Source organism: Pseudomonas entomophila (assembly GCF_013523125.1).
GTDB classification, from domain to species: Bacteria; Pseudomonadota; Gammaproteobacteria; order Pseudomonadales; family Pseudomonadaceae; genus Aquipseudomonas; species Aquipseudomonas entomophila_B.
The window spans coordinates 1-15,487 of sequence record NZ_JAAMQJ010000008.1 but is presented as its reverse complement, the minus strand read 5'-3'; the positions used below and the strand labels follow the sequence as shown (position 1 = coordinate 15,487).

The window sequence follows — 15,487 nt, the reverse complement described above, 5'->3', positions numbered from 1 at the left end:
ACGCTGACATTGGCAGGGATCACTGGATCAGACCTTGGCACTGAACAGGATGCTCGCGGTATCGTTCAGGGCACGGGCGATGCGCAACGCCTCTTCGGAAGGCAGCTGGCGAATCAGTTCCCCGGTGTCGCTGGCGATGACCTTGACCACCAGCCTGCCAGATTCCTCGTCGGTCGAGAACTGGAGATTGCGTCGGCTGGCGCTCAGGAATTTTTCGATATCGGATACAGCGCTCTTGAGTTGATCGGTTTCGTCCGCCGACCCGACCTCAGGGGTGATGTCTGTACGGCCCGGATCAGCAGGCGGGGAGCCGGGCGTCGCGACCGGCCGTTCGGTGGCCGTGTCGTCTGCGCGGGGCGCCGGGTAGGGCTGGCTGAACCTGACGTTGATGTCCATGACATTCACCTCGAAACGAAAAGACGGGGAAGCGTCTTACGACACTCCCCCGCCGATGGCCGTCACCGATTACTGAAGCAGCTTCAGAACCGAGGATGGCAGCTGGTTGGCCTGGGCCAGAACCGACGTGGACGCCTGCTGCAGGGTCTGCTGCTTGGTCAGCTGAGCGGTTTCAGCAGCGAAGTCGGTGTCCTGCACGCGACCGCGAGCGGCCTCGGCGTTTTCGTTGATGTTCTGCAGGTTGTTGATGGTGCTGGTCAGACGGTTTTGGGCAGCACCCAGGTCGGCGCGCGACGTGTTGATCGTCTGCAATGCTGTGTCAATCGCTTCTACGGCGGCCTTAAAGTTTGTTTCACTTTCAGCGTCATCAGCTGCAGAGATCTTGATCGTGGCCTTGTCGACCTTCAGCGTCTCTGCAGTCAAATCCTGCAGAGTAATATCAATTTGATCATCAACACTAGAGTTCGAGCCTACCTGGAAGGTCATCTTGTTGTCGGCTGTATCCAGAAGACTCTTCCCGTTGAGCTGGGTACTCTTTGCAATACGCGTCAACTCGTCGGACATCTGCGCGAATTCGGTATTCAGTGCATCGCGGTCTTTCTCGCTGTTCGAACTGTTGCGGGACTGAATAGCCAGTTCACGCATACGCTGCAGGATGTTGGTCTGTTCCTGCATCGCGCCTTCAGCGGTCTGGGCGATGGAGATACCGTCGTTGGCGTTCTTGATCGCCATGGTCTGACCGCGGATCTGCGAGGTCATGCGGGTAGCGATCTGCAGGCCGGCAGCGTCGTCTTTGGCGCTGTTGATCTTCAGGCCGGAGGACAGACGGGTCATCGAAGTGCTCAGCGCATCGGCAGCCCGGTTCAGGTTTTTCTGAACGCCCAGAGAAGTGGTGTTGGTGTTGACAGTCAAAGCCATGACGAATTCCTCGTGGTATGGGTACTACGGCTTCCGGCCTTGGCAAATCGCCGGGCGTGGCACAGAGAACCTTCGTAGTAGTTATCGTCGTCAGGGCGGGTTGCTTTAGGGAAATTTGCAAAATTTTTGCTGGCAGGCTGCCACTTTCGAAAAATCAATGACTTGCCGCACACCACAGCCAGCACCTGGGGGCGGAGAGCCTGACGCAAAACGCCGCTCGGCGAGAGCGGCGTTGGCAGGACGGACAGACGGTCAGCCTTGGCGTTCGAGAATCGCCGAGCCCCACGACAGGCCCACCCCGAACCCGCTGAGCGCCACACGCTGCAACGGCGCGCCGAGCACGTGCTTCTCCAGCAGCAGCGGAATGCTGGACGACACCGTATTGCCGGTCTCGAGCATGTCCTTGACGAACTTGTGCTTGTGCGCGCCGTCCTCGAACCGCGACGACACCGCATCGACGATGGCCGCGCTGCCCTGGTGCAGGCAGTACAGGTCGATCTGCTCGGCGCTCAGGCCGCTGGCCTCGAGCAGCTGGTGAAGGTGCGCCGGCACCTTGACCAGGGCGAAGTTGTAAACCTGACGACCGTTCATGAAGAAGGTGCCGTCGGTGGTGCGCAGGTGCTCGGCCCCTGCCCCGTCGCTGCCGAACAGCGATTTGCCCAGCTGCCACGGCGCGTCTTCGCCCATCCAGGTAGCCGTGGCGGCATCGCCGAACAGCATGGTGGTGTTGCGATCTTCCGGGTCGACGATCTTCGAGTACGGATCGGCGGTGATCAGCAAGCCGTTCTTCAGCCCCGTGGCCTCCATGAAGCCCTTCATGGCGTACAGGCCGTACACGTAGCCCGAGCAGCCGAGGGAGACGTCGAACGCCGCCACGGCCGTGGACAGGCCCAGCTTGTGCTGGACGATCGCAGCGGTGTGAGGCAGACCTTCGGCATCACCGTTCTGGGTGACGACGATCACCACGTCGATCGAGGCCGGATCGAGCGCCGGATTGGCGGCGAACAGGTTACGGGCCGCGGCGACGCCCAGGTCGGAGGTTTCCTGGTGCTCGTCCTTGCGCGGCAGAAAGGTCGAGCCGATCTTGCCGAAGATGAAATCCTGGTCTTTGCCGAATTTCGCACCTTGGGCGTAGTTGTCCACACCCTCGAGCGGTACGTAGCTGGCGATGCTTTTCAGGCCAATCATATGGCTTCCCAATTCAGTGACAGCGCAACACATGCGGCGACTTCCGACGGCCAAGCCCCAGGTCTGTCGAAGGACATCGACACCTGCCGGGCGCGTCGGAAGACGAGGCAACGATTCGTGGTCGGGTAATATACAGGGGAGATGCGCGATCTGACTCCCGAGTCACGCGCTTTTTTTGTGACGTGCTCTGCAAAGAAGTCGAGAGCGGGCGGGAAGCGAGGCTTGACTAGCTACCAGAAATGGTAAAGCGCCTCCAATTTGTCAGCCAAAAAGCCGCGCACCATCGGGCCAGCTCCACAGCTTGCGCTGTGGAACGGTTCAGCGAGCAATCGTACTGGTGCGTTAAGACAGGAATACGGCGGCTTCTAAAGACAAGTGCAATGCCACGTTATCGAGCTGGGCAAAGGCTGTCGTGATGATCCGCCATCATCTCTAGGGGACATAGATTAACTCGCATGCACAACCTTAAACAAAGCATGCGCCTGCCTAGAGAAAGGCTGACGCACGAGTAGGACAATATGTATTAATCAGATGTAGTTGACCAAAGACAGGTTTGCAATCTTTGCGTAGGCCTGCAGAGACGCCGTAAGCATGTTGCTTTGCATCTGCAGCCGCAACATGACCTCGGCCGGGTCGCTCTCGCGAATCGAACTCTGAGTCTTGGTATTTTCGATGCTCAAGGCTTCGTTGGTCTCGGCCTGCACATCGAGCGCCTGACCACGGCCACCAATCGACGCGATCGATGCGCCGACCTGGTTGCTGGCATTGGTGATGTTGCCCAAAGCAGCGTCCAACGAGGCCAAAAAATTCTGTCGCGCAGCGGGATCATTGTCCATTGGCGTGGTCAATGCGGTTCGCAATTGACTGATGGTATCGAGCACGTTTTGCGTCTGGTGAGTATTGACCTTGACCGAAAACTGATCGGCTGCCTCTGGCGTACCCGACACCTGAAAGCTGACACCGGCTACAGTCGCGGTACCGTCGTTCAAGGTTCCTTTCCCCACCGGACGGCTGTCGTCGGTGACCGGCGAAGCGTACAGCTCGAAATCAGTTCTGCTGGTGAAGCGCAGCACGGCGCCGCCGCCCGGAAAGGTCGACGTATACGCTTTCGAGTCGCTGATTGAGCTGCCAGTAACTTGGGCCGACGATGCATTGCCTGCGCTACGAGTGCCGACGAGCGTGTCGGGCTTAGAGCTCAAGGAGAATACATGGCCCGCGATCGAAGCATCGGCATCGGCGCTGTCTGCCTTGACCTGCAGGCGCAGGTCCACACCCCGGAAGCTGATGGCGGAATTGCTCGCTGATGGGTCGAATTTACCGCCCTCGCCCACTTCCACGGTCACGTCCTTGCCCGCAGCATCGGTGATCTTCAGCTGCGTGCTGCTGGTGAACTCGATGCGATACGGCTCACCGCTGCGGAAGCGGTCGTTGTAGCTGACGCTGCCCGAGACCTGGCCATTGGACAGGCTGACCCGCCCATCGTCGGTGGCCGGCGACAGCAGCTTGGTCTCGCTGCGGCTGGTGTTGAGGGCCTGCTCGAAGGCGCTGTAGCCGGTCTCGTTGGCCGCCAGGCTGATCATGTCGCCGACCTGCAAGGTCAGGCTGACTTCGTCGCCCTGGTAGCTGTAGGTGCCGTCGGCGTTGCGCACGTAGGGCTGGGTACTGCCCTTGGAGCCGGAGAACAGGTAGCTGCCGGTCTCGTCCTTGGTGTTCATCAAGGTGTACAGCTGGCTTTCCAGCGACGACAGCTCATCGGCGTTGGCCTTGCGGTCCGAGTCGGTGAAGGCGCCGTTGCCGGAACTGACCGCCAGCTCGTTGACCCGCTGCAACAGGGTGCTGATCGAGCTGAGCGTGGTCTCGGCGGTCCCCAGCGCGTTGCGCACGCTGGTCACGTTGGTGCTGTACTGCTTGAGCATGTTCTGCTGCTGCTCGAGCTGCAGCAGGCGCGCCGAGCCGACCGGATCGTCCGCCGCCGACCGGATGCGCAGGTTGTCGCTGGCGTCCTGCTGGCTCTTGACCGTGTTGGCATAGCTGCGCTGATAGTTGGCGCTGCTGGTGTTGTAGAACTGCGAGGTCGAGATACGCATGGTCAGGACGCTCCTTTAAAGGCTGTTGATCAAGGTGGCGAAGGTTTCCTGGGCCGCCTTGATGATCTGCGACGACGCGGTGTAGTACTGCTGGAATTTGATCAGGTTACCGGTCTCTTCGTCGATGGAGACGCCGGACACCGAATCGCGGCTGTCACGGGCCGACGTCTGCAAGACCGAGGTGGCCGTGCTGTCCATGGTCGCCTGGGACGCCTTGCCGCCGACGTTGGAGACCAGCTTGGCGTAGGCATCGGTGAAGCTCATGCCCTTGCCGGTGGCACCGATGTCGACACTGGAGCCGTTCTGCAGGGCCAGCAGCGCCTGGGCGTTGCGGTTGTCGGTGGAGCCCGAACCGGTCAGCGAGACGGTGAAGCTGTCGCCCTTGCGCGGCACGCCCTCCACGCTCATCTCGAAGGTGAAGGCCTGTTGCTGGCCGTTCTCGGTGATCGGGTTGCCGCTGGCGTCGACCATCGGCACGCTCAGCTTCAGCGCGTTGCTCTGCCCGGCGACGATGGTGCCAGTGCCGATCTGCGTGCCTTTGGCGTCGTACAGCTGGTAGCCCTGGGGCGAGGCGGTGTCGTCGCCGAACACCAGCTTGACCGGGGTGGAGTACTTCAGGCCGGTCTGCAGCTGGCTGCGCTGGGTCGCGTCGTAGGCGTCCAGCGTCGAGGTCAGCGTCGGCTGCCCGGCCACCGCCGTGCCCTTGTTGCCCAGCGCGGTGCTGATGCTCAGCGGCGCGGACAGCGCCAGACGCTTGGCGTCGGTCAGGGTCGTGCCGATGTCGCCCGCGCCACTGCGGGTCGGCACGATACGGAAGCTGTCGCCTGCCTTCGGGGCGCCGCCCTTCATCGCCAGGCTGAAGCCGTCGATGACCGGCGCCGGGTCGGCGCTCAGGTCGAAGCTGCCCATCTCGGTGTTGTCCGGCAGACGGCGCACGCTGTAGGTGGTGGCGTTGCTGAAGGTCACCTGGTAATCGTTGGTGGTGAGCTTGCCGCTGTTCTCGATGGTCACGCCCAGGTTGCCCGAGCCGACGCTGTTGCCGATCCGCGGGATGCTGCGCTGACTGGTCGCCTCGGCACTGTTGATGTCGCCGAACAGGGCCACCCCGAACTCGCCGTTCTTGTCCAGGCCCTGGGCCAGCTGGCTGTTCATCGAATCGGACACGACCAGCGCAATACGGCCCAGCTCGTTGAGCGCCGGGTCCAGGGTGTCGCTGCGGTAGCGCAGCAGGCCGCCCAGCTCACCGCCGGTGGTGCTGGCGGTGATGTCCATCTGGGTGTTGCCGCGGTTGAGCATCAGCGCCATGCGCGTCGGGTCGCTCTGGCCCGGTGCCACGGACAGGGCCTGGGTGGTCTTGCCCAGCACCAGCGACTGGCCGTTGTTCAGGTAGATGTCGTAGTTGCCTTCGCGCTCGACCACCTGGGCGCCGACCAGCGAGGTCAGCTCGCGCACCGCGCCATCGCGCTTGTCGAGCAGGTCGTTGGGCGTGCCCTGGGTCGCCGAGACGCGGGCGATCTGGTCGTTGTACTGGGCGATGGTGCTGCTGAGCTTGTTGACCTGGTCGGCCATGGTGGCCAGGTTGCCGTCGATGTTGCTGCTCTGCTGGTTGAGCTGGGTCGACAGGGCATTGAAGCGCTTGCCCAGGGTCTGGGCGCTGGTCAGCAGCAGTTGCCGCGAGGCGTCTTCGGTCGGGCGCGCAGAGACTTCCTGCAGAGCGCTGAAGAAGCTCTGCAGGGCCGAGGTGACGCCGGTGTCGGTGCTCGACAGCGACTTGTCCAGGGGGGTGATCTGGTTGAGGTAGGCGGTCGAGTCGCTGCTCAGGCTGGTGGTGGTGCGCAACTGGTTCTCGAGGAACGAGTTGTACACGCGGCGCACGTCGGCCAGGGTGGTCCCGGTGCCGATGTAGACGTTGCCGTATTGCTGCGAGCCTTTGGTCTGCTGGACGATCTGCTGGCGCGAATAGCTGTCCACGTCGGCATTGGCGATGTTGTTGCCCAGGGTGTGCAACCCCGACTGCGCGGCGTTCAGGCCGGAGATGCCGATATTGATCAAACTCGCCATGGTTGCGGGCCCTTATAGTTGCCGAGTGGTCGTCAGAGCTGCGTAGCTCTCGGTCGACTTCATCTGCTTGGCTATCTGCGAAATCTTGCTGGCATAGGCAGGGTCGGTGGCGTACCCGGCTTTTTGCAGCTCCTTCACGAACTGTTCTGGTTTATCGGCAGAAGCGACCGCATCTTTATAGCGGGCGTTGTTCTGCAGCAAGCTGACCAGGTCGTGGAAGCTGTCCTGGTACGACTCATAGGAGCGGAACGACGCCGTTTCCTTGACGAACTTGCCGTCGCGGAACTCGCTGGTGATCGCCCGTGCCTTGTCGCCTTCCCAGTTGCCGCTGGCCTTGATGCCGAACAGGTTGTGGCTGTTGCTGCCATCGGCGTTGCGCATCACCGACTTGCCCCAGCCGGTTTCCAGCGCCGCCTGGGCGACCAGGTAGCGCGGGTCGACGCCGATGCGCTTGGCGGCCGCTTCGGCCATCGGCAGCATGGTGGCGACGAAGTCGTCACTGCCGGAGAAGACCTTCTGCGGCGCCAGCGGCGGTTGCGCGACGCTGCGACTGAGCCCTTGCAGCTGGGCGCGGTCCGGCGCGGCGAAGGCACGGGCCGTGGACACGGCAGCCACGCCTTCACGCGCCGGCAGCGCGGCGGTGTTGGTCGTGGCGGCGGCCGTGGCCGCCGTGGCCGACGGCACGATGCCCGCCAGCAGACGGTCGGTCAGCTTGCCCGGCAGGGCCAGGCGCCGAGCGTTGAGCGCCGCGACGTCGTTGCGCCCGTGGGTATCGCCGCTGACCGCCGAATGGGCGCCGGCCACGCCCTGCCGCCCCCACAGGGTCGGCGCGCTGCCTTCGACGCGCGGGAACGGGCTGGTGTTGCCCACCGCCGGGCTCTTCTGCTTGGACAGCTGACGCATCAGCACGTCCTGCAGGCCGATGCCACCGCCCTGGCGCGACATGCTCACCGCCATCTGCTGGTCGTACATGTCCTGGTACTGTTTGACCGTTTCGGTGTTCATCGGGTTGTCGTCGGCCAGCACGTTGCTGGCCTTGCGCGAGGCCTTGAGCATTTCGCTGACGAACAACGACTCGAATTCCTGGGCCACCTTGCGCAGGTTGCCTTCGCTGTCGCGATCACCGTGCTTGAGCGAGCTCAGGCGGTTGAGGTCGGTGTAGGCGCCGCTGTCGGCTTGACTGGAGACCAGGCTCTTGGCGTTGTTCATCGTACGGTCCTCAGATCACGATCAGGTCGGCTTGCAGCGCCCCGGCCTGTTTCAAGGCTTCGAGGATCGCCATCAGGTCACCGGGTGCAGCGCCGACCTGGTTCACCGCGCGGACGATCTCGTCGAGCGTGGTGCCGGGGCCGAACTTGAACATCGGCTTGGCTTCCTGCTGGGCGTTGACCCGCGAGCGTGGCACCACGGCGGTCTGACCGCCGGAGAAGGCACCCGGCTGGCTGACGATCGGGTCCTCGGTGATGGTCACGGTCAGGCTGCCGTGGGTCACCGCCGCTGGCGAGACCTTGACGTTCTGGCCGATCACGATGGTGCCGGTACGCGAGTTGATGATCACCTTGGCCACCGCCTGGCCCGGGTCGATCTCCAGGTTCTCCAGGATCGACAGGTAGTCCACGCGCTGGCTCGGGTCCATGGGCGCGGTGACCTGCACCGAGCCGCCGTCGATGGCCTGAGCCACGCCAGGGCCGAGCAGCTCGTTGACCTTGTCGACGATGTGCTTGGCGGTGGTGAAGTCCGGGCGGTTGAGGTTCAGCGTCAGGCTGTTGCCCTGGTTGAAGCCGCTCGGTACCGCACGCTCGACCGACGCGCCCCCAGGGATGCGCCCGGCCGACGGAACGTTGACGGTGATGCGCGAGCCGTCTCGGCCTTCGGCGTCGAAGCCGCCGACCACCAGGTTGCCCTGGGCGATGGCGTAGACGTTGCCGTCGATCCCCTTGAGCGGCGTCATCAGCAGGCTGCCGCCGCGCAGGCTCTTGGAGTTGCCGATGGACGACACGGTGATGTCGATCACCTGGCCCGGCTTGGCGAACGCCGGCAGGTCGGCATGCACCGACACCGCCGCGACGTTCTTGAGCTGCACGTTGCCCGACCCTGGCGGCACCTTGATGCCGAACTGCGACAGCATGTTGTTGAAGGTCTGCAGGGTGAACGGCGTCTGGGTGGTCTGGTCACCCGTGCCGTTGAGCCCCACGACCAGGCCGTAGCCGATCAACTGGTTGGTGCGCACCCCGGAGATGCTGGCGATGTCCTTCAGGCGTTCGGCCTGGGCACCGAACGCACAGGTCAGCAGCAGGGTGGCGACGATCAGGTGCCTGACGTTGAGCATGGGCGTGCGCACTCAGAAGGGGAACAGCGGGCTGAGGAAGAAACGGTCGAACCAGCCAGGCTGACTGGCCTCGGCGAACGAACCGGTGCCCGAATAGGTGATGCGCGCATCGGCGACCCGGGTCGAGGGCACGGTGTTGTCGGTGGCGATGTCATCGGCCCGGACCAGCCCGGCGATGCGCACCAGCTCGTCGCCGGTGTTCAGGGTCATCCACTTCTCGCCGCGCACGGCGATGATGCCGTTGGGCAGCACCTCGGCCACGGTCACGGTGACCGAACCGGTCAGGGTGTTGCCTTGCGCGGCCTTGCTGTCGCCCTTGGTGCTGCGGTCACCGCTGTAGCCGGCGTCGAGCGACAGGTCGCCGCCGCCGAACGGGTTGTTGGTGGTGGCCGAACCCCCGAACAGCGAGGTCAGGCCGAGCTTGGCGCTGCTGTTCTTGGCGATCTGCGAGCCGGCGTTCTTGCTGGCCGAGGTGCGCTCGTTGAGGGTGATGGTGATGATGTCACCGACCCGGAAGGCCTTGCGATCGCTGTAGAAGTTCTGCTCGAACCCGGCCTGATAGATCGACCCGTTGTTGGCTGCCGCCGGCAGCGGCGTGCGCGGCAGCACCGGCGCATAGTAGGGGTCGTTGGGCTTGGCTGCCGGCGCCACGCAACCGGCCAGCACCAACGCACTGCCCAGGGCGAACACGGAAAACAGACGATGCATGACGCTTACCTCACGGTGTGACGGACGCTGCGGGCGCAGCCGGATCGCTTTCAAGGGTTACAGCTGTTGGGTCACGAACGACAGCATCTGGTCGGCGGTGGAGATGACCTTGGAGTTCATCTCGTAGGCGCGCTGGGTGGTGATCATGTTCACCAGCTCTTCCACGGTGCTGACGTTGGAGTTCTCCAGGGTCTGCTGCAAGGTGGTGCCGAAGCCGTTCAGGCCAGGTGTACCCACCTGCGGCGCACCGCTGGCGGCGGTCTCCAGGAACAGGTTGTTGCCGATCGCTTGCAGGCCGGCCGGGTTGATGAAGTCGGCGGTCTGCAGGTTGCCGATCACCTGGGCGGCCGCGTTGCCGGAGGTGGTGATCGACACGGTGCCGTCCTGGCCGACGGTGAAGGTCATGGCATCGGGCGGCACGACGATGGCCGGCTCCAGCGACAAGCCGTTGGCGGTGACGATCTGGCCATCGGAGTTCAGGTGGAACGTACCGTCACGGGTGTAGGACACCGTGCCATCGGGTTGCAGCACCTGGAAGAAACCGCGCCCGTTGACCGCCATGTCCAGCGGGTTCTCGGTGGTCTGCAGGCTGCCGACCGCGAAGTTCTTCTGGGTGCCGACGATACGCACACCCGTACCGACCTGCAGGCCGGACGGCAGCTGGCTGTCCTGGGTGGACTGGGCACCGGGCTGGCGCTTGGTCTGGTACAGCAGGTCCTGGAACTCGGCGCGATCGCGCTTGAAACCGGTGGTCGAGACGTTGGCCAGGTTGTTGGAAATGACCGTCAGGTTGGTGTCCTGGGCGGACAGGCCGGTCTTGGCGACCCACAGAGCCGGAAGCATGGGATTCTCCTCGTGTGCCTGTTTTACGGCACGTGTTCAGGTGTGATTAGCCGATTTGCAAGACGCGGGCCATGGCTTCATCGCCTTCCTTGGCCGTGTTCATCATCTTGATGTGCAGCTCGAATTGCCGGGACAGCGCCAGGACCGAGGTCATCTCCTCGACGGCATTGACGTTACTTGCCTCGAGAAAGCCCGAGACCATGCGCACGGTGCCGTCGGCCGGCGCCGGCTGGCCGTCGCCGGTATGCAGCAGGCCGTCGGTGCCTTTGCTGATGGCCTTGATGTCCGGCTTGACCAGCTTGATCCGGTCGACTTCGGCCATGACCCGAGGGTCCTCGCCCATGCCGCGGATGCTGATGGTACCGTCCTCGCCGATCTCGACCTTCTGCTCCGGCGGAATGGCGATCGGGCCGCCGTTGCCCATCACCGGCATGCCGTTGCCGGCGCGCAGCACGCCCAGGGCATCGATGTTCAGGCTGGCGGTGCGCACGTAGGCCTCGCTGCCATCGGGCGCCTGCACCGCGATCAGACCGTCGCCGCTGACCGCCACGTCCAGGTCACGCCCGGTTTCCTGCAGGGCGCCCGGGGTGAAGTCGGTGGCAGGCCGCTCGGTCATCGCATAGGCCCGCGCCGGAAAGCTGTCACCGAACACCGGCATCGAGCGCGCCTGCTCCAGATCACGCTGGAAACCACTGGTCGAGACGTTCGCCAGGTTGTTGGCATGGGCCTGTTGCGCCAGTGCGTTCTGGCTGGCGCCACTCATGGCCACGTAGAGCAATTTGTCCACTTCGATCCTCCGCTGCATGGGCAAGCGATTGCCGCCGACCGTTGCTGTGCTGGCTGTTAAGCAAGCTTTGCGCCAACTTTTCGAAAACACGAAAAGGCCCCGTATTCACGGGGTCTGGGGATGAACGGTCGGGCCAGGGATGACGGTTATCCGGCGGTCGTTTGCCGCCTGCCGGCAGCCGGTGAGGCAGTGGTTGAACGCACCGGCCCTATCGCCGGCAAGCCGGCTCCCACAAAGGCCCTATCATTGTGCGCTCGGCACTGGAGCCATGGACGTGCCGCTGACGGTCCAGACGTTGTAGAGCCGTTGTGGGAGCCGGCTTGCCGGCGATGCAGAGATGAAAATACTGGCCCAACCACAACAGACCCCTAATGATCGCGGCAGCCGGCGTTGTTGAAAGGGCCGGCAAACCGTTTCCAGCCTTCGCCGGGCGACCACTGCGAGCAGACCAGACGCCCATCGACCTGGCTTTCCCAACGGAACCAGGGCGCGGCAGCGGCGTGGGCCTGAGCCAGCAGCAGGGCGCCGGCCAGGGCGCAGACAAGGAGCGACGCGCGCATACAGGCACTAACCCCCTACGAAAATGGACGTGAAGCGCACCACGACGCGAGCGCCGGGCCTGCCAGAGTCGAGGCCCCGGCAGGCCTGGCGCCAACCGCCATCAGGTCATCTGGATGGTGGTCTGCATCAGGGTGCTCTCGGTGGAAATGGTCTTGGCGTTGGCCTGGTAGTAGCTCTGCGCCTTGATCAGGTCGACCAGCTCCTGGGTCAGGTTGACGTTCGACGACTCCAGCGAGCCGGATTCGATCGAGCCCAGGCTGCCGGTCTTCGGCGTGTCGACGCCGGCCGCGCCCGAGGCGTAGGTCGCCTGCCAGCGGGTACCGCCGATCTTCGCCAGGCCCTGGTCGTTGGCGAAGCTGGCGACCGCCACCTGGCCAATGGCACGGGACTGCTGGTTGCTGAAGCTGGCGAACAGCACGCCCGTGGAATCGACGCTCAGGCTGGACAGCGTACCGGTGGCATAGCCGTCCTGCGACTGCGAGACACGTGCGGTGTCACTGTTGTAGGACGTGGTTGCCTCCATGCCCAGCTTGATGCCCTTGGCATCGCCGGCCGCACCGTTGGGGGCCCAGACGCCGGCACCGTTCTTCTCGGCCGGCACCCAGCCGGCCAGGGTGAAGGTGTTGTCGGCCACGGTGAACGATGCGCCGTCGGGCAGGCCGGTGTTGTTGGCGGTCATGCTGTTGATCGAGCCGTCGCTGTTGAACGCCAGCGAACCGGTCAGCGGCTGGGTACTGGTCGGATCCATCGGGTTGCGACCGTCGATCAAGGTGTACATCGACCACTGGTTGGTGTCGGTCTTGCGGTAGAACTGCTCCAGGGTATGCTCGTTGCCCTGGCTGTCGTAGACCTTGGTCGGGAACGAGCGGCTGTAGGTCGTGTCGTCCGACGGGTCGAACGGTTTGTTGGCGACCATCGCCGGTGGCGTGTTGCCGTCCGAGACCTGCAGCGGAATCGAGGTGGCCGAGGAGTTCAGGTTCAGGCCCTGATCGACCTTGGTGGTGGCCTTGGGCTGCAGCGCCGAGGTGTCGATCTTCAGGTCGGTCAGGCCGGTCTTGAGGATCTTGCCCGAAGCATCGGCGGCATAGCCTTGCAGGCGATCGCCATCGGCGCTGACGATGTAGCTGTCCTTGTCGGTCTGGAACGCACCGGCACGGGTGTAGCTGGTCGAGTTGCCATCGTTGAGGATGAAATAGCCCTGCCCCTGGATGCCCATGTCCAGCACGTTGCCGGTGTTGGTCACGTCACCCTGGTTGAACTGCTGGGACACGGCCGCCAGGTTCACGCCGCTGCCGATCTGCTTGCCCGCGGTACCCAGCCGGTTGGCACCGGCATAGACGTCGGCGAACTCGGCACGGGAGGACTTGAACCCCGTGGTGTTGGCGTTGGCGATGTTGTTGCCGGTCACGTCCAGCTGCTTGTTGGCCGCGTAGAGGCCACTCAGGCCGATGTTGTACGACATGTTTCACTCCTGATGCCGTGAACCGGCGTCAAATACCGATGGTTTGCACTTTGGACAACGCGACCTGACCGACACCGGACAGGTTGAGCATCATTTCTCCGCCAGTCTGGCTGAGGGTCACGCTGGTGACGGTGGCGGGCAGCAACGTGCCCAGGGCCACCGAGGCGCCGTCGAGGGTGGTCTTGGCGTCGAAACGGTAGGTGCCGGGGTCGACCTTCTCGCCACTGGCGTTGGTGCCGTCCCAGATGAAACTGGCATTACCGGCGCTTTGCGGCCCCAGCTCGAGGGTCTTGATCACCTTGCCACTGGCGTCGCTGACAGTGACCGTGGCCCCGCTCACCGATTGCGGCAGCACCACGCTGCCGTTCAGGCTCTTGCTGGTGTCGACCACGGCCTGGTCGTTCTGCACGACCACCGAGCGCCCGACCAGGGACGAGGCCTGCAAGGCGCGGGACGAGCCGAGCGCGCTGGAAATGGAGGTCACCGACTCGTTGAGCGAGGAGATGCCCTCCAGGCTGCTGAACTGCGCCAGCTGAGCGACGAACTCGCTGTTGTCCTGCGGGTCGAGCGGGTTCTGGTTCTGCATCTGGGTGACCAGCAATTGCAGGAACGCATCCTTGCCGAGGGCTTTTTCGCTGGCGCCGGTGAGGCTGGCGCTCTTGGTGCTGCTGGGAGTGGCGCTGGTCACGGTGGACGCCTTGAGGACGTCCGTCAGGTTGACCGCGCTGGTGCTATCGACTGCCATGGCCGGGGTTCCCTATCACTGACCGAGGGTCAGGACTTTCTGCATCATTGTCTTGGCGGTGTTCATCAGCTCGGCGTTGGTCTGGAACGACCGGCTGGCGGAGATCATGTCAGCCATCTCCTCGACCACGTTGACGTTGGGGTAATAGACGTAGCCGTCCTTGTTCGCCGCCGGGTGATTGGGTTCGTAGCGCGCCTCCAGATTGCTCTGGTCCTCGACGATCCCGGTCACCTGCACACCTTGCCCGGCCTCGCCCTGGTCCTCGAACAGCGACTGGCCCATGCCGGATTGCGCCTGCTGGAAGGTGGTGGCGAACACCGGGTGCCGCGCGCGGTAGGTCTGGTCGACGCTCGAGGAGACGGTCTCGGCGTTGGCGATGTTCGACGCCACCGTGTTGAGGCGGGTGTTCTGTGCGCTCATGCCGCTGCCGGCGATGTTGAAAACGTTGGCCAGGGACATGGTCACTCTCCGCGCAGGGCCGACATCAGCCCTTTGAATTTGTTGTTGAGCAAGGTGAAGCTGGCCTGGAAGCCGATGGCGTTCTCGGCGTAGCTCGACTGCTCGAGCTGGGCGTCGACGGTGTTCTGGTCCAGCGACGGCTGCAACGGTGTGCGGTACTGCAGCACGTCGTCGGTCGAAGGCGACAGGCCCTCGGCTTCGATGTGGCGGCTGCTGGTACGCTCCAGGGTCATGCGGCCGCCTTGGGTCTTCTGCGACTCGGCGGCGAGCACCGAAGAGAAGTCCAGGTCGCGCGCCTTGTAGTTCGGCGTATCGGCGTTGGCGATGTTGTTGGCCAGCACCTCGGCCCGCTGGGCACGAAAGCCCAGGGCTTTTTCGTGGATGCCGAGCGCCTTGTCGAAACTGATGCTCATGTCGGAAAACCTTCGCAGGACGGCCAGAATGGTCGGATGCGAAGTATTAGCAAGGGTTGTGCCAATGTGGCAGGAGGCAATGAATGCGGGGGCCGTGCGTGAAAGTGTCGAAGTGGCTGCCAGAAAAGCGGCAATTTTTTTCCGCAGGGTGACGGGAAAGCGGCAATGGAGGGTGGCGGGCTGCAAGCTACAAGCTACAAGCTACAAGCTACAAGCTACAAGCTACAAGGATTATGGCTGAGCCATGGGGGTGAGCCCGTGTCGACGGTGTGGCTGATCGTGCGGGCCCTGCGGGCCCGATCGCGGCACGGGGGCCGCTCCTTGTATCTCGACTTTTGCCTCCTTGCAGGCCAAAGTTCTCGACTGATCATCGAGGGAAGGCCATGAAGCAGAGCCGCTCCTGGGGCATCGAGCCCGCATTGTAGATATGCTCGGGCCTTCCACCCTCACTCGAACAGTTCGAACGGTATCTAGTGCCCGCCCCCGGCGTGAGCACGCATTCACAAGGTTGAACCGAGTGCTGGATGATC

The 15,487-nt window shown here is 63.7% G+C and carries 15 protein-coding genes; all 15 read right to left on the bottom strand.

The window, feature by feature from the left end; all coding sequences use genetic code 11:
- Positions 1-27: 27 nt before the first annotated feature.
- On the bottom strand, positions 28-396 hold the full coding sequence (locus G7007_RS06580; protein ID WP_181100128.1) for a flagellar protein FlaG: 369 nt from the start codon (positions 394-396) through the stop codon (positions 28-30).
- Between the two features lie 69 nt (positions 397-465).
- Positions 466-1,314 carry a flagellin domain-containing protein gene (locus tag G7007_RS06575; protein ID WP_181100127.1) on the bottom strand — a complete coding sequence of 283 codons (849 nt, stop codon included), beginning with the start codon at positions 1,312-1,314 and terminating at the stop codon, positions 466-468.
- Positions 1,315-1,566: 252 nt separating this feature from the next.
- Positions 1,567-2,502 (bottom strand): ketoacyl-ACP synthase III, encoded by a 936-nt coding sequence (locus tag G7007_RS06570; protein WP_181100125.1) that lies wholly within the window; start codon positions 2,500-2,502, stop codon positions 1,567-1,569.
- A 527-nt stretch (positions 2,503-3,029) separates the two neighbouring features.
- Positions 3,030-4,589, bottom strand: a complete 1,560-nt coding sequence (locus G7007_RS06565) for a flagellar hook-associated protein 3 (RefSeq protein WP_181100123.1) — start codon at positions 4,587-4,589, stop codon at positions 3,030-3,032.
- Between the two features lie 15 nt (positions 4,590-4,604).
- The gene (gene flgK, locus G7007_RS06560) at positions 4,605-6,650 is read right to left on the bottom strand and encodes a flagellar hook-associated protein FlgK (protein ID WP_181100121.1); all 2,046 of its coding nucleotides are present in this window, start codon (positions 6,648-6,650) and stop codon (positions 4,605-4,607) included.
- Between the two features lie 12 nt (positions 6,651-6,662).
- Positions 6,663-7,859, bottom strand: a complete 1,197-nt coding sequence (gene flgJ / locus G7007_RS06555) for a flagellar assembly peptidoglycan hydrolase FlgJ (protein ID WP_181100119.1) — start codon at positions 7,857-7,859, stop codon at positions 6,663-6,665.
- Between the two features lie 10 nt (positions 7,860-7,869).
- Positions 7,870-8,979 (bottom strand): flagellar basal body P-ring protein FlgI, encoded by a 1,110-nt coding sequence (locus tag G7007_RS06550; protein WP_181100117.1) that lies wholly within the window; start codon positions 8,977-8,979, stop codon positions 7,870-7,872.
- A gap of 12 nt (positions 8,980-8,991) precedes the next feature.
- The gene (gene flgH, locus G7007_RS06545) at positions 8,992-9,687 is read right to left on the bottom strand and encodes a flagellar basal body L-ring protein FlgH (RefSeq protein WP_181100115.1); all 696 of its coding nucleotides are present in this window, start codon (positions 9,685-9,687) and stop codon (positions 8,992-8,994) included.
- A gap of 57 nt (positions 9,688-9,744) precedes the next feature.
- Positions 9,745-10,530 carry a flagellar basal-body rod protein FlgG gene (flgG, locus tag G7007_RS06540; RefSeq protein WP_181100113.1) on the bottom strand — a complete coding sequence of 262 codons (786 nt, stop codon included), beginning with the start codon at positions 10,528-10,530 and terminating at the stop codon, positions 9,745-9,747.
- 46 nt (positions 10,531-10,576) lie between these two features.
- Positions 10,577-11,317, bottom strand: coding sequence for a flagellar basal body rod protein FlgF (locus G7007_RS06535; RefSeq protein ID WP_181100111.1), 741 nt, complete (start codon positions 11,315-11,317; stop codon positions 10,577-10,579).
- 368 nt (positions 11,318-11,685) lie between these two features.
- Positions 11,686-11,877 carry a hypothetical protein gene (locus tag G7007_RS06530; protein WP_181100109.1) on the bottom strand — a complete coding sequence of 64 codons (192 nt, stop codon included), beginning with the start codon at positions 11,875-11,877 and terminating at the stop codon, positions 11,686-11,688.
- A gap of 101 nt (positions 11,878-11,978) precedes the next feature.
- Positions 11,979-13,340 carry a flagellar hook protein FlgE gene (flgE, locus tag G7007_RS06525; RefSeq protein ID WP_181100107.1) on the bottom strand — a complete coding sequence of 454 codons (1,362 nt, stop codon included), beginning with the start codon at positions 13,338-13,340 and terminating at the stop codon, positions 11,979-11,981.
- 28 nt (positions 13,341-13,368) lie between these two features.
- Positions 13,369-14,085, bottom strand: coding sequence for a flagellar hook assembly protein FlgD (flgD, locus tag G7007_RS06520; RefSeq protein WP_181100105.1), 717 nt, complete (start codon positions 14,083-14,085; stop codon positions 13,369-13,371).
- A gap of 15 nt (positions 14,086-14,100) precedes the next feature.
- The gene (flgC, locus tag G7007_RS06515) at positions 14,101-14,544 is read right to left on the bottom strand and encodes a flagellar basal body rod protein FlgC (RefSeq protein ID WP_144938713.1); all 444 of its coding nucleotides are present in this window, start codon (positions 14,542-14,544) and stop codon (positions 14,101-14,103) included.
- A 2-nt stretch (positions 14,545-14,546) separates the two neighbouring features.
- On the bottom strand, positions 14,547-14,957 hold the full coding sequence (flgB, locus tag G7007_RS06510) for a flagellar basal body rod protein FlgB (protein WP_181100104.1): 411 nt from the start codon (positions 14,955-14,957) through the stop codon (positions 14,547-14,549).
- Positions 14,958-15,487 lie beyond the last annotated feature (530 nt).

Bases quoted from the DNA above. Each gene is read 5' to 3' on its own strand.
- G7007_RS06580 (WP_181100128.1), bottom strand. From the start codon at position 396: ATGGACATCAACGTCAGGTTCAGCCAGCCCTACCCGGCGCCCCGCGCA.
- G7007_RS06575 (WP_181100127.1), bottom strand. From the start codon at position 1,314: ATGGCTTTGACTGTCAACACCAACACCACTTCTCTGGGCGTTCAGAAA.
- G7007_RS06570 (WP_181100125.1), bottom strand. From the start codon at position 2,502: ATGATTGGCCTGAAAAGCATCGCCAGCTACGTACCGCTCGAGGGTGTG.
- G7007_RS06565 (WP_181100123.1), bottom strand. From the start codon at position 4,589: ATGCGTATCTCGACCTCGCAGTTCTACAACACCAGCAGCGCCAACTAT.
- flgK (WP_181100121.1), bottom strand. From the start codon at position 6,650: ATGGCGAGTTTGATCAATATCGGCATCTCCGGCCTGAACGCCGCGCAG.
- flgJ (WP_181100119.1), bottom strand. From the start codon at position 7,859: ATGAACAACGCCAAGAGCCTGGTCTCCAGTCAAGCCGACAGCGGCGCC.
- G7007_RS06550 (WP_181100117.1), bottom strand. From the start codon at position 8,979: ATGCTCAACGTCAGGCACCTGATCGTCGCCACCCTGCTGCTGACCTGT.
- flgH (WP_181100115.1), bottom strand. From the start codon at position 9,687: ATGCATCGTCTGTTTTCCGTGTTCGCCCTGGGCAGTGCGTTGGTGCTG.
- flgG (WP_181100113.1), bottom strand. From the start codon at position 10,530: ATGCTTCCGGCTCTGTGGGTCGCCAAGACCGGCCTGTCCGCCCAGGAC.
- G7007_RS06530 (WP_181100109.1), bottom strand. From the start codon at position 11,877: ATGCGCGCGTCGCTCCTTGTCTGCGCCCTGGCCGGCGCCCTGCTGCTG.
- flgE (WP_181100107.1), bottom strand. From the start codon at position 13,340: ATGTCGTACAACATCGGCCTGAGTGGCCTCTACGCGGCCAACAAGCAG.
- flgD (WP_181100105.1), bottom strand. From the start codon at position 14,085: ATGGCAGTCGATAGCACCAGCGCGGTCAACCTGACGGACGTCCTCAAG.
- flgC (WP_144938713.1), bottom strand. From the start codon at position 14,544: ATGTCCCTGGCCAACGTTTTCAACATCGCCGGCAGCGGCATGAGCGCA.
- flgB (WP_181100104.1), bottom strand. From the start codon at position 14,957: ATGAGCATCAGTTTCGACAAGGCGCTCGGCATCCACGAAAAAGCCCTG.